The sequence below is a fragment of the Pantoea sp. EEL5 genome, assembly GCF_049892805.1.
Lineage (GTDB): Bacteria > Pseudomonadota > Gammaproteobacteria > Enterobacterales > Enterobacteriaceae > Pantoea > Pantoea ananatis.
In genome coordinates this window covers 17,283-29,477 of record NZ_JBNDNJ010000010.1, presented here as the reverse complement: position 1 = coordinate 29,477, position 12,195 = coordinate 17,283, and the positions used below count along the sequence as shown (strand labels likewise).

At 54.6% G+C, this 12,195-nt stretch carries 13 protein-coding genes; 9 read left to right on the top strand and 4 right to left on the bottom strand.

What is annotated here, in order from left to right; all coding sequences use genetic code 11:
• Positions 1 to 6: 6 nt before the first annotated feature.
• Complete coding sequence (gene speG, locus ACPXSQ_RS22230) at positions 7 to 552, top strand: spermidine N1-acetyltransferase (RefSeq protein ID WP_029570534.1); 546 nt, start codon at positions 7 to 9, stop codon at positions 550 to 552.
• Here the strand turns inward: speG and ACPXSQ_RS22225 are convergent, their stop codons facing one another.
• From ACPXSQ_RS22225 to ACPXSQ_RS22210, 4 genes are all read right to left on the bottom strand, one after another.
• The gene (locus ACPXSQ_RS22225; RefSeq protein WP_015699658.1) at positions 553 to 972 is read right to left on the bottom strand and encodes a hypothetical protein; all 420 of its coding nucleotides are present in this window, start codon (positions 970 to 972) and stop codon (positions 553 to 555) included.
• Positions 973 to 1,068: 96 nt separating this feature from the next.
• Positions 1,069 to 2,004, bottom strand: coding sequence for a homocysteine S-methyltransferase (gene mmuM, locus ACPXSQ_RS22220; protein WP_015699657.1), 936 nt, complete (start codon positions 2,002 to 2,004; stop codon positions 1,069 to 1,071).
• A complete protein-coding gene (gene mmuP, locus ACPXSQ_RS22215) occupies positions 1,994 to 3,400 on the bottom strand; it encodes an S-methylmethionine permease (RefSeq protein ID WP_014605203.1) in 1,407 nt (468 codons plus the stop codon). The genes mmuM and mmuP overlap by 11 nt, the downstream gene beginning before the upstream one ends.
• Before the next feature lie 136 nt (positions 3,401 to 3,536).
• Positions 3,537 to 3,872 (bottom strand): DUF2002 family protein, encoded by a 336-nt coding sequence (locus ACPXSQ_RS22210; RefSeq protein WP_014605202.1) that lies wholly within the window; start codon positions 3,870 to 3,872, stop codon positions 3,537 to 3,539.
• A gap of 151 nt (positions 3,873 to 4,023) precedes the next feature.
• On the opposite strand from ACPXSQ_RS22210, the gene ACPXSQ_RS22205 reads away from it, so the two are divergent.
• From ACPXSQ_RS22205 to proX, 8 genes are all read left to right on the top strand, one after another.
• Positions 4,024 to 4,341, top strand: a complete 318-nt coding sequence (locus ACPXSQ_RS22205) for a DUF883 family protein (RefSeq protein WP_014605201.1) — start codon at positions 4,024 to 4,026, stop codon at positions 4,339 to 4,341.
• 292 nt (positions 4,342 to 4,633) lie between these two features.
• Complete coding sequence (locus tag ACPXSQ_RS22200; RefSeq protein WP_014605200.1) at positions 4,634 to 4,876, top strand: redoxin NrdH; 243 nt, start codon at positions 4,634 to 4,636, stop codon at positions 4,874 to 4,876.
• 4 nt (positions 4,877 to 4,880) lie between these two features.
• Positions 4,881 to 5,294 (top strand): class Ib ribonucleoside-diphosphate reductase assembly flavoprotein NrdI, encoded by a 414-nt coding sequence (nrdI, locus tag ACPXSQ_RS22195; RefSeq protein ID WP_013026862.1) that lies wholly within the window; start codon positions 4,881 to 4,883, stop codon positions 5,292 to 5,294.
• A complete protein-coding gene (nrdE, locus tag ACPXSQ_RS22190; RefSeq protein WP_081098031.1) occupies positions 5,264 to 7,402 on the top strand; it encodes a class 1b ribonucleoside-diphosphate reductase subunit alpha in 2,139 nt (712 codons plus the stop codon). Before nrdI ends, nrdE begins: the two co-directional genes overlap by 31 nt.
• A gap of 9 nt (positions 7,403 to 7,411) precedes the next feature.
• The gene (nrdF, locus tag ACPXSQ_RS22185) at positions 7,412 to 8,371 is read left to right on the top strand and encodes a class 1b ribonucleoside-diphosphate reductase subunit beta (protein WP_013026864.1); all 960 of its coding nucleotides are present in this window, start codon (positions 7,412 to 7,414) and stop codon (positions 8,369 to 8,371) included.
• Between the two features lie 368 nt (positions 8,372 to 8,739).
• Positions 8,740 to 9,939 (top strand): glycine betaine/L-proline ABC transporter ATP-binding protein ProV, encoded by a 1,200-nt coding sequence (gene proV / locus ACPXSQ_RS22180; protein WP_019106308.1) that lies wholly within the window; start codon positions 8,740 to 8,742, stop codon positions 9,937 to 9,939.
• Complete coding sequence (gene proW, locus ACPXSQ_RS22175; protein WP_426144403.1) at positions 9,932 to 11,083, top strand: glycine betaine/L-proline ABC transporter permease ProW; 1,152 nt, start codon at positions 9,932 to 9,934, stop codon at positions 11,081 to 11,083. Before proV ends, proW begins: the two co-directional genes overlap by 8 nt.
• Before the next feature lie 59 nt (positions 11,084 to 11,142).
• On the top strand, positions 11,143 to 12,141 hold the full coding sequence (proX, locus tag ACPXSQ_RS22170; protein WP_426144401.1) for a glycine betaine/L-proline ABC transporter substrate-binding protein ProX: 999 nt from the start codon (positions 11,143 to 11,145) through the stop codon (positions 12,139 to 12,141).
• Positions 12,142 to 12,195: the final 54 nt, after the last annotated feature.

Below are 12,195 nucleotides of genomic sequence, written 5' to 3'. Positions count from 1 at the left end.
AAGATAATGACCATCAGACTCCGCCCGCTGGAAAGAGAAGATCTGCACTTTGTGCACCAGCTTGATAACAATGCCAGCGTCATGCGCTACTGGTTCGAAGAGCCGTATGAGGCTTTTGTTGAGCTGTCCGATCTCTACGACAAACACATTCACGATCAGACCGAGCGACGTTTCGTGGTGGAACATGAGGGGCAAAAAGTGGGAATGGTGGAACTGGTCGAAATTAACCATGTCCATCGCCGTGCTGAGTTTCAGATCATCATCGATCCGACCCATCAGGGCAAAGGCCTGGCAACCCAGGCCGCCCGCCTGGCGATGGATTACGGTTTCTCAGTCCTCAACCTGTACAAGCTGTACCTGATTGTCGATCAGGAAAATGAGAAAGCGATCCATATCTACAGCAAACTCGGTTTTGAGATCGAAGGCGTGCTAAAACACGAATTCTTTATCAATGGCGAGTACCGCAATACGATCCGTATGTGCATTTTCCAGCATCAGTATCTGGAACGGCATAAAACCCAGGGCAGCATGGTCAAACCCACTGCCCAGTAATCAGCCGCGCGCGCCGACCGGATTCATGTAAGGGCTGGGATGCTCTGGCTCGAGGTTGTACATGCCGCCATAGAACGGATCCACCAGTAACCAACCGGGTAAACCCAGCAGGGGAATATTTCCCAGCAGATACCAGAGGTTGGCGCGGGCCTCAATTGGCACCGTTACTGGCACATAGCCCGGACTTTCCAGCATCAGCAGATAGTGTTTTTTGCCAAAGTAGCGGTGGTTGGATTTCTCCAGGACGACGGTTTTCGGCGTGTATCCTTCCGCAACCGGGCGGCCGTTTTCATCCTGCACGGTAAAACGCGCGCCCGGCGGCTGTGAATCGATCAGAACCGATTGAGTTTCAGTGCCAACAATGGTGGCGCAGCCGCTCAGAAGCATCGCGGCGGCAAGCGCCAGAATGTGCTGTTTCATGGAAGGATCCGATAAAAGTCAGGAAGCACAGTGTAAACCGCCCTTCCCACCTTTTCATCTGTCTCAATCGGGCTATCATCGCCCGATTCTGCCGCTTTATTGCGGTTGACAATGCCGGGCAATAGCCGCGATGTCTTTGGGGGAGGTGCGGCAGCAGCCGCCAATGAGCCGGGCTCCGGCCTGCTGCCACTCGCTAAACTTGTCATGCAAGGTGCAGCCAGAGGGCGCAGAGTGCCAGGTTTTGCTGCTGGCGTCGTACTGCTCGCCCGAGTTGGGATAGACCACCAGCGGTTTGTCCGTCAGGCGCTGGAGCTGCTGCAGGGCCGGCGTAACGCTTTCCAGCGCAATACAGTTGATTCCTAATGCCACCACCTGCGGTTGCGCATTGAGGTAAGCCGCCACCTCACGCAGCGGCGTACCGTCGCTGATGTGTTCGGCATCACGCAGCGTGAACGAGAACCAGGCGCGGCTGTCAGGGAATTCGCCTAACAGGGCAACCAGCGCCTGGGCTTCTGCAAAGGAGGGCAGCGTTTCGCAGGCCAGTACATCCACGCCCGCCGTCAGTAATGCGTTGATCCGTGGGCGATGGAACGCCATCATTTCAGTCTCTGGCAGCGCATAATCCCCCCGGTATTCCGATCCATCGGCCAGAAACGCGCCGTAAGGTCCGACCGATCCCGCCACCAGCAGGATCTTTGCTTCGGCCTGCGTCGCCAGATAATCTGCGCGGGCACGTTTAGCCAGTTCGACGCTTTGCGCGATCAGCGCCAGAGACTGCGTTTCGTTGAGGCCCCGCGCCGCAAAGCCCTGCGGCGTTGCCTGATAGCTGGCAGTAATGGCGCAGCGCGCGCCGGCAGCAAAATAGTCGTAGTGCACCTGGTAAATCAGCTCAGGGTTCTCCACCAGCACTTTAGCGGACCATAACGCATCCGCCAGATCGCAACCACGTGCCTCAAGCTCGGTCGCCAGCGCGCCGTCAAGAATCAGCGGTGCAGACTGTTGTAATGCGCGCGAAACAGGATTATGCGACATCCCTGGCCTCCTTAGCCTGTGTTTTTTTGTGCGTGACATGGTAAGCGCCATAGCAAAACAGCACAAACGGAATTCCGCACCACAGGGCAATACGCTGCGAGGGATCGAAAGCCAGCCCCACACAGGCCAGCAGGCAAAGCAGGAAGCCCAGGATGGGAGTGAGCGGATACAGCGGCGCGCGATAAACCAGTTCCTGCAGCGATTTACCCTGTTGCACATGACGACGACGAAAAACGTAGTGCGACGCGCAGATGCTCAACCACACGGCCACCACGGCAAAGCCAGAGATAGCAGACAGCGCCACAAATACGGTATCCGGCGCGACCACGCTGGAGAACAGCGCCAACAGGCCGCCGATCATACTGACCGTTATCGCCAGCAGCGGTACCCCGCGTTTGTTGACCCGGGCGAAGGCGCGCGGCAGCGTGTTCTCATTGGCCAGCGACCACAGCATGCGGCCTGAGGCATACAGACCCGAGTTCGCCGCAGACAGGATGGCCGTGAGTATCACAAAGTTAATGATATCTGCCGCCCAGGGAATGCCGATCTTCTCAAATACCAGCACAAAGGGACTTTTAACGATGCCGGCCTGGTCCATTGGAATTAAGGCGGCCAGCACGAAAACGGTGCCGACAAAGAACAGGATCAGGCGCGCGACGGTAGTGCGAATGGCCAGCGGCACGACTTTTTGCGGGTTTTCGGTTTCGCCTGCGGCAATGCCAATTAGCTCGGTGCCGGAAAAGGCAAAGTTCACCGCGACCATCGTCATCAGAATCGGTAATACACCATTAGGTAGCCAGCCGTGTGCGGTGATATTGCTCAAACCCGGCGCGGGCGTGCCGTCTTTCATCGGGATAAAGCCAAACATGGCCGCGCCGCCCAGGACGATAAAGGCGACAATCGTGATGACTTTGATGATGGAAAACCAGAATTCCCCTTCGGCAAAGAAACGGGTGGAAATCACGTTGAGCAGATAGATGGCGATGCAGAAGACCAGGCACCATAGCCAGACCGGCACATGTGGAAACCAGTACTGCATGCAGAACCCTGCCGCCGTCAGGCTGGAGCCCAACGCGACGGTCCAGGTCAGCCAGTACAGCCAGGCGACGGTATAGCCCGTGGCCGGGCTCAGATAGCGAGCGGCATAGACGTGAAATGCCCCCGTTTCAGGCATGGCGACCGACAGCTCACCCAGGCAGGCCATCACAAGCCATACCACCAGCGCACCAATCAGATAAGCCAGCAGCGTGCCTGCGGCCCCGGTGGTGGAAATAATGTAGCCGGTATTAAAAAACAGGCCGGTACCGATGACGCCGCCCAGCGATAGCATCACCAGGTGGCGAACTTTCATGGTTCGCTTAAATTGATCCTGCGAAGAAGTCGTCTGCTCGCTCATATATCCCATCCGTATGGACGTCTAAACATCTATATGCAGCAGATTTATACGCATTACGGCGCCGAAATGCAACGGGCGAAACGGTCAGGCATCGACGGGAAGGGATCGTTGCCCCGCGTTAACGGGGCGGGATGCGCTAGCCGAACACGCTCTGTATATAGCGTTCAAGCGCCATGCGGGAACTGAAACCGTGTGGAATACCATAATGTTCCTGCGAATCACCCGCCAGGTAGAGAGGGAACTGCGTGTAGTGATCACAGGTTTTCATTTCTGACGCCGGTTCGGCAAAAGGCTGACTTTTTTCTTTCAACGTTGGGTGAATGATCAGCGCCGTGCGCCCCATACGCGCTTCGCGGTTAACATAAACATAGTTGTCGCCACGACGGTAGCCATAAGCGCGTGGTGTAATCTCATCGACTTCAAAGCCTACTTTTTCCAGTACGCGCGCTACCTCATCTGGTCGTAAATACATGCTTGATCCTCTCCTCTTCAAAAGCCACGCAACCTTACATCAGCGTGGCTGCACGGGCATTCGGAATTTTCCCTAAAGGGCCATCCCGCGCCTCGTTAAGTCAAACGTGGTCTACACTGAGTATTACGTGTTAATGACAAGGGAGCCAAAAATGTTTAATCGAACGCAAAAAAACGATGACATTGATATCAATCAGGATGTGAACGAGCTGGCTGATTCACTTGAAGCGTTGCTGAAATCTTACGGCAGCGAAGCGAAGGATGAGGTTAATTCAGCCCGCAGCCAGGCGGAAGCGCTGCTGAAGCAAACCCGTGCGAAATTAAACGGTGGCGGCAATCGTGTTTCGCAGGCCGCCCGCGATGCCGGCTATCAGGTTGATGCCTATGTGCATGATAAACCCTGGTACGGTGTCGGCATCGGCGCTGCGGTCGGGATTGTGCTGGGCGCGCTGTTAGTGTCCCGCCGCTAGTCCCTGCCCTGCCGTTATCATCAGCCTCGCTCAATGAGCGGGGCTTTTTTTATGCCTGTTTTTTGCGCAACTGGCTTTACAAAATATTTTTTCGCGTGGCAGGGCGCGTCGCCACTGGCTTGCCGCATCCGGGGCCATTAACCCCATATATAGTACGCTTGACCGCAATTAACGCTACATCTAGTATTCATTTCATTGTCACACCACAAGATGTTTGCAAGGACGAAGCCTGATTCATGGAAAAAAACTTCGTTATCCGCAGCGGCACCGCAATGAAAGAGGAATACGAATCATGCGCATTATTATTTACACTAAAAACAACTGTGTCCAGTGTAATGCCACGAAAAATGCACTGGATCGTCAGGGCATCGACTACCACCTCATCAACCTGGATACGCAACCGGAGGCCATCGATAACCTCAAGGCCTTGGGTTACCGCCAGGTACCGGTCGTCATGACGCGTGACGATCACTGGAGTGGGTTCCGCCCTGACAAGATAGCTGGCCTGTCTCAGTCCGTGGCGATGGGCGGATAGCCGCATGTTTCCACTGGTCTATTTTTCCAGCCAGTCGGAAAACACCCATCGGTTTATTCTCCGTCTGGGCCTGCCCGCGTGCCGCATACCGATTGACGCGAAGCAACAGCTGCACATTGACCAGCCCTATATTCTGGTCGTGCCCAGCTATGGCGGCGGCAGCCACCGCGGAGCGGTGCCCAGACAGGTTATTCAGTTTCTCAATGATGACGCCAACCGCAACGGCTTACGCGGCGTTATCGCCGCCGGTAACCGCAATTTTGGCGAAGGTTACTGCCTGGCAGGCGACATCATTGCTAAGAAATGTCAGGTTCCCTATCTGTATCGGTTTGAACTGATGGGAACCCCCGACGATATCGCCAATGTGAAAGCGGGAGTAACCCAATTTTGGCAACGACAGATACCCTCAACGACGTAGCGCTGGATTACCATGCGCTGAACGCCATGCTGAACCTGTATGACGCTGACGGCCGTATCCAGTTTGACAAGGATCAGCAGGCCGCACGTCAGTTTGTTATTCAGCACGTGCAGCCCAACACCCAGCACTTTGCCAGCATCGCCGAGCGCCTGCGCTATCTGGTCGCCGAAGGCTACTACGAAGCTTCCGTACTTAATCAGTATGATTTTAACTTTGTCTGCGGGCTGCACGACGAAGCCGATGCATGGGGCTTTGCGTTCAAGACCTTTTTGGGTGCGTGGAAGTACTACACCAGCTACACCCTGAAAAGTTTTGATGGCAAGCGTTACCTGGAAACCTTCGAGCAGCGTGCCTGTATGGTGGCGCTGACGCTGGCGCAGGGCGATGAACCCCTGGCGCGCTCGGTGCTGGAAGCCATCCTGAGTGGGCGTTTTCAGCCCGCCACGCCGACGTTTCTGAACAGCGGCAAGCAACAGCGCGGCGAACTGGTTTCCTGCTTCCTGCTGCGCATTGAAGACAACATGGAGTCGATTGGCCGGGCCGTGAACTCTGCGCTCCAGCTGTCTAAACGCGGCGGCGGCGTGGCGTTTCTGCTGTCGAACCTGCGTGAGTCCGGCGCGCCGATCAAGCGCATTGAAAACCAGTCTTCCGGCGTTATTCCGGTGATGAAAATGCTGGAGGATGCGTTTTCTTATGCTAACCAGCTCGGCGCGCGTCAGGGAGCCGGCGCAGTCTGGCTGAATGCTCACCATCCGGATATTTTGCGCTTCCTGGATACCAAGCGCGAAAACGCAGATGAAAAAATCCGCATTAAAACGCTGTCGCTGGGCGTGGTCATTCCGGATATCACCTTCCAGCTTGCCAAAGAGAATCAGCCGATGGCGCTGTTCTCGCCCTACGATGTTGAAAGAATCTACGGTCAGGCGTTTGGCGATATCAGCATCAGCGAGAAATACGCGGAGATGCTGGCGGACGACAGAATCCGTAAAACCTATATTCAGCCGCGCGATTTCTTTCAGACGCTGGCGGAAATCCAGTTCGAATCAGGCTATCCCTACATCATGTATGAGGACAGCGTAAACCGGGATAACCCGATTGCCGGTCGCATCAATATGAGCAACCTCTGCTCAGAGATTTTGCAGGTGAACAGCGCCAGCGAATTCAACGAGGATCTCAGCTACCGCCGCATGGGCAAAGATATCTCTTGTAACCTTGGCTCGCTGAATATTGCCCATGCGATGGATTCTGGCGATCTGGCCCACACGGTGGAAACGGCAATTCGGGCGCTGACTGCGGTGTCAGATATGAGTGACATTGGCTCGGTTCCCTCCGTTGCGGAAGGCAATCGCCGCTCGCATGCTATCGGTCTGGGTCAGATGAACCTGCATGGTTACCTGGCCCGTGAAGGCATTGCTTACGGATCACCCGAGGCGCTGGATTTCACCAATCTCTATTTTTACTGTGTGACTTATTATGCCCTGCGTGCCTCGAATCAGCTGGCAAAAGAGCGCCAGCAGACTTTCGACGGTTTTAGCGCCTCAACCTATGCCACCGGCGCGTATTTTGACAAATATCTGCAAAGCGACTGGCAGCCGCGAACCGCCCGCATCGCCGCCCTGTTTGCCGATGCGGGCATCAGCTTGCCCTGTCACAACGACTGGCTGGCACTGCGTGAATCGGTGATGGCCTCGGGGCTGTATAATCAAAACCTGCAGGCGATACCGCCTACCGGATCGATCTCCTATATCAACCACGCCACGTCCAGTATTCATCCGATTGTGTCGCGAATAGAGATCCGCAAAGAGGGCAAAACCGGTCGCGTTTACTATCCGGCTCCCTTCATGACCAACGACAATCTGGAACTCTATCAGGACGCTTACCAGATTGGGCCGGAAGCCATTATTGATACCTACGCAGAGGCGACCCGACATGTGGATCAGGGCCTGTCATTAACCCTGTTTTTCCGGGATGACGTGACCACGCGCGACATTAATAAAGCGCAGATTTACGCCTGGAAGAAAGGGATTAAAACGCTTTACTACATTCGACTGCGCCAGATGGCCCTGCAAGGCACTGAAATTCAGGGCTGCGTCTCCTGCGCACTGTGAGAACCGATTATGCAACTCAGACAAATTCATGCCATTAACTGGAACCGTATTCAGGATGAGAAAGATCTTGAAGTCTGGAACCGTCTGACCAGCAACTTCTGGTTGCCGGAAAAAGTCCCTTTGTCCAACGATCTGCCGGCCTGGCAGACGCTGGATAAACAGCATCAGCAGTTGACCATCCGCGTATTCACCGGCCTGACGCTGCTGGACACCATCCAGAACGTGCTGGGTGCGCCGGGCTTAATGCCCGATGCGCTGACGCCGCATGAGGAGGCCGTCTTGTCGAATATCAGCTTTATGGAGGCGGTACATGCCCGCTCATACAGCTCGATTTTTTCGACGTTGTGTCATACCAGCGATGTGGATGCCGCTTATCAGTGGAGCGAAGAGAATCAGGCGCTGCAAAATAAAGCCGAGATCATTCTTACTCATTACCGCGCTGACGATCCGTTAAAGAAAAAAATCGCCAGCGTCTTTCTGGAGTCGTTCCTGTTCTATTCAGGATTCTGGCTGCCGATGTACTGGTCAAGCCGTGGCAAACTGACCAATACCGCCGATCTGATTCGGCTCATCATCCGCGATGAGGCCGTTCACGGCTACTATATTGGCTACAAGTACCAAAAAGCCCTTGAGCAGGTTGATGAAGGCCGCCGCGAAGCATTGCAGCAGTTCGCCATCGATCTGCTGCTGGCGCTGTATGAAAACGAGGTTGTTTATACAGAAGCGCTCTATGGCGATGTCGGCTGGGCGGAAGAAGTAAAAACCTTCCTACACTACAACGCCAACAAGGCCTTGATGAATCTTGGCTATGAAGCGCTGTTCCCGGCAGAATTAACTCAGGTTAACCCGGCAATTCTGTCGGCGTTATCCCCAAACGCGGATGAAAATCACGACTTCTTTTCGGGTTCGGGCTCCTCATACGTAATGGGCAAAGCGGTCGAAACCGAAGACGAAGACTGGAGTTTCTAAGGTTGTCTGTGCCGTCATAACAGGTCACAGGCGGTCATGATTACTGGCGCTGATTAATAAGCTGTTATTTCCCTTAAATCAGCGTCATTATTTCTTATTCATTCCCTCCCTTCCGCTCGTCATTCTGCCAATATCTCAGCACTGCACGGTCTAATTACTGTCGTTTTTCAAAATAAATCATAAAAAATTCATCTCCCCGCATCCCTTGTGATGACTGGAAATTATCGCGATAAGGCGTGATTTCAAGCCATGAATATTTCACACCAGGGTTGACAGATAATCTGAGTATGTCAGGTTATAGCCTGCTTAAATTGAACCAGGGTACGTCATTTTACATTAAAATAATTTAATCAGGGCATTAATTACGGATGACAATAAAATTAGAAGTAAAAAATCTTTATAAGGTATTTGGTGATAATCCACAGAGGGCATTTAAATATATTGATAAGGGCTGTGGTAAAGAGGAAATCCTCGAAAAAACAGGCTTATCGCTCGGTGTCAAAAATGCCAGTCTGGCCATTGAAGAAGGCGAGATCTTCGTCATCATGGGGTTATCCGGTTCAGGGAAATCCACCATGGTTCGCCTTCTCAATCGTCTGATAGAGCCGACGCGCGGCCAGGTGATTATTGACGGTGTCGATATTGCAAAAATATCGGACAGCGAACTGCGTGAGGTTCGCCGAAATAAGATCAGCATGGTATTTCAGTCATTCGCCTTAATGCCGCATCTTGACGTTGTAAATAATGCCGCTTTTGGCATGGAATTAGCCGGCATCCCCTTAGCAGAACGTCAGGAAAAAGCCCTTGAGGCATTACGTCAGGTTGGGCTGGAGAATTACGCCCACGCCTATCCTGATGAGCTATCAGGCGGCATGCGTCAGCGTGTAGGTCTGGCACGCGCTTTAGCCATTAATCCCGATATTTTATTAATGGATGAAGCCTTTTCTGCACTCGATCCCTTAATTCGTACCGAAATGCAGGATGAGCTGGTGAAATTACAGGCCAGACATCAGCGCACTATCGTATTTATTTCACACGACCTGGACGAAGCCATGCGCATTGGCGATCGTATTGCCATTATGCAAAATGGTGAAGTCATTCAGGTCGGCTCACCCGATGAAATCCTGAATAATCCCGCCAATGATTATGTCCGCACGTTCTTCCGCGGCGTCGATATCAGTCACGTCTTTAGCGCTAACGATATTGCACGCCGAAATGCTGGCGCGCTCATTCGCAAAGCGACCGGATTAGGCCCGCGCTCGGCCATACAACTGCTGCAGGAAGAAGATCGTGATTACGGCTACGTGCTGGAGAAACAGAAATTCATCGGCGTAGTGTCAACCGATTCTCTCAAGGCGGCCCTGGCGGCAGGGCAAGGGCTGGAAAGCGCCCTGCTCGACGCGCCAGCGGCGGTTCCTGCCACGACCTCGTTAAACGAACTGCTCTCACACGTGGCGCAGGCTCCCTGTGCCGTTCCGGTGGTGGGAGAAGAAAATCAATACGTCGGTGTGATATCGAAAAGCACGCTGCTACGTGCTTTAGATCGTGAAGGAGCCAGCAATGAGTAAAGACACAGCAACCCCATGGGGTAACCCCACGACCACCGATACGCAGAGCGCCCCGGCGAGCGATCCCTGGTCGGGTGCCGCAGATCAGGGCGGTGCCGCCGACAGCGGTCATCATGCCGCCACCGGCGGTGCAGATGCGTGGGGCACGCCAGATGGCAGTGCCGCGACAGGCTCCAGCAGCAGCACAGACTGGTTGAACAACGCGCCTGCACCCCAGGCGGACCATTTCACTATTATGGATCCGTTCCATAAAACCTGGATTCCGCTGGATCACTGGGTCACCGAAGGGATCGACTGGGTCGTGAATCATTTCCGTCCGGTCTTTCAAAGCATTCGCGTACCGGTGGATTATATCCTCAGCGCGTTTCAACAGCTGCTGCTGGGCATGCCCGCGCCGGTGGCTATCGCGCTGTTTGCGTTAATCGCCTGGCAAATCGCCAGCCCGGCAATGGGCATTGCCACACTGATTTCGCTGATCGCTATCGGCGCGATTGGTGCCTGGTCTCAGGCGATGATTACGCTGGCGCTGGTGCTCACCGCCCTGCTGTTTTGCATCATCATTGGCCTGCCTATGGGGATCTGGCTGGCGCGCAGTGAACGTGCGGCACGTATTGTGCGTCCGCTGCTGGACGCCATGCAGACCACACCGGCCTTCGTTTACCTGGTGCCGATTGTCATGCTGTTTGGTATCGGGAATGTCCCGGGCGTCGTCGTCACCATCATTTTTGCCCTGCCGCCCATTGTCAGGCTGACCATCCTGGGAATTAAACAGGTTCCTGCCGACCTGATCGAAGCCAGTGAGTCCTTTGGCGCCAGTCCGCGCCAGCTGCTGTTTAAGGTTCAGCTGCCGCTGGCCATGCCCACCATCATGGCGGGTGTGAATCAGACGCTGATGCTCGCCCTGTCGATGGTGGTGATTGCCTCCATGATTGCCGTGGGTGGACTGGGCCAGATGGTGCTGCGCGGCATTGGTCGTCTGGACATGGGCCTGGCCTCCGTGGGCGGCGTCGGCATCGTGATTCTGGCCATTATCCTTGACCGCCTGACGCAGTCGGTGGCGCGTGACAAACGCAGCCGTGGCCGTCGCCACTGGTATCACACCGGCCCTATTGGCCTGCTGACACGTCCTTTCCGTCAATCCTGAATCTTGAGCGCGGCAGTCAACTGCCGCCGTTATCGCGACAATAAAAACGAGGAATAATCATGCGCAAGACGCTCCCTGCTGCCGTTGCCATTCTGGCCACTTTCTCTGCTTCTCACGCTTTCGCGGCCGATCTGCCGGGTAAAGGCATCACGGTGAAACCGGTACAAAGTACGATTGCCGAAGAGACTTTTCAGACGCTGCTCGTGAGCCGGGGCCTGGAGATGCTGGGCTATACCGTTGAGAAACCGAGCGAAGTGGATTACAACGTCGCCTATACCACCATCGCCTCGGGTGATGCGACCTTCCTGGCAACCAACTGGCGGCCACTGCATGACGATATGTATAAAGCCGCAGGCGGGAGCCAGGCATTTTATCGCGAGGGAACCTATGTTTCCGGCGCGGCTCAGGGCTATCTCATCGACAAAAAAACGGCTGAAAAGTATCACATCACCAATATCGCCCAGTTGAAAGATCCCAAGATTGCCAGGCTTTTCGACAGCAATGGCGATGGCAAAGCGGATATGACCGGCTGTACGCCTGGCTGGGGCTGCGAGGCGGTCATTAACCACCAAAACACAGCTTATGGCCTGAGCAACACCGTCACCGCCAACATGGGCAACTATTCGGCGATGATCGCGGATACTCTGGCGCGCTTTAAACAGGGAAAACCTGTCCTTTACTACACCTGGACGCCTTACTGGCTGAGTGATGTGCTTAAACCGGGCCGCGACGTGGTCTGGCTGCAGGTGCCATTCTCTTCATTGCCGGGCGAACAGAAAGGCGTGGATACCAAACTGGCTAACGGCGCGAACTATGGCTTCCCGGTCAACACGATGCACATAGTGGCCAACAAAGCCTGGGCGGAAAAAAATCCCGCCGCCGCGAAACTGTTTGCTGAGATGACACTGCCGATTGGTGATATCAATGCGGAAAATGCCGCCATGCACACAGGGCAAAATTCTGAAGAGGATATCAATCGCCACGTAGACGGTTGGATCAAGAGCCATCAGGCCCAGTTTGATAAGTGGATTAACGACGCGCGCGCCGCGACTCAGTAAGGCTCGGCAGGCAGACGAAGGGCGGACACCTGTCTGCCCTTTTCCGTTATGACT

What these genes read in the sequence shown, in the direction of transcription:
- speG (WP_029570534.1), top strand. Translation starts at nt 7, where the DNA reads ATGACCATCAGACTCCGCCCGCTGGAAAGAGAAGATCTGCACTTTGTG.
- ACPXSQ_RS22225 (WP_015699658.1), bottom strand. Translation starts at nt 972, where the DNA reads ATGAAACAGCACATTCTGGCGCTTGCCGCCGCGATGCTTCTGAGCGGC.
- mmuM (WP_015699657.1), bottom strand. Translation starts at nt 2,004, where the DNA reads ATGTCGCATAATCCTGTTTCGCGCGCATTACAACAGTCTGCACCGCTG.
- mmuP (WP_014605203.1), bottom strand. Translation starts at nt 3,400, where the DNA reads ATGAGCGAGCAGACGACTTCTTCGCAGGATCAATTTAAGCGAACCATG.
- ACPXSQ_RS22210 (WP_014605202.1), bottom strand. Translation starts at nt 3,872, where the DNA reads ATGTATTTACGACCAGATGAGGTAGCGCGCGTACTGGAAAAAGTAGGC.
- ACPXSQ_RS22205 (WP_014605201.1), top strand. Translation starts at nt 4,024, where the DNA reads ATGTTTAATCGAACGCAAAAAAACGATGACATTGATATCAATCAGGAT.
- ACPXSQ_RS22200 (WP_014605200.1), top strand. Translation starts at nt 4,634, where the DNA reads ATGCGCATTATTATTTACACTAAAAACAACTGTGTCCAGTGTAATGCC.
- nrdI (WP_013026862.1), top strand. Translation starts at nt 4,881, where the DNA reads ATGTTTCCACTGGTCTATTTTTCCAGCCAGTCGGAAAACACCCATCGG.
- nrdF (WP_013026864.1), top strand. Translation starts at nt 7,412, where the DNA reads ATGCAACTCAGACAAATTCATGCCATTAACTGGAACCGTATTCAGGAT.
- proV (WP_019106308.1), top strand. Translation starts at nt 8,740, where the DNA reads ATGACAATAAAATTAGAAGTAAAAAATCTTTATAAGGTATTTGGTGAT.
- proW (WP_426144403.1), top strand. Translation starts at nt 9,932, where the DNA reads ATGAGTAAAGACACAGCAACCCCATGGGGTAACCCCACGACCACCGAT.
- proX (WP_426144401.1), top strand. Translation starts at nt 11,143, where the DNA reads ATGCGCAAGACGCTCCCTGCTGCCGTTGCCATTCTGGCCACTTTCTCT.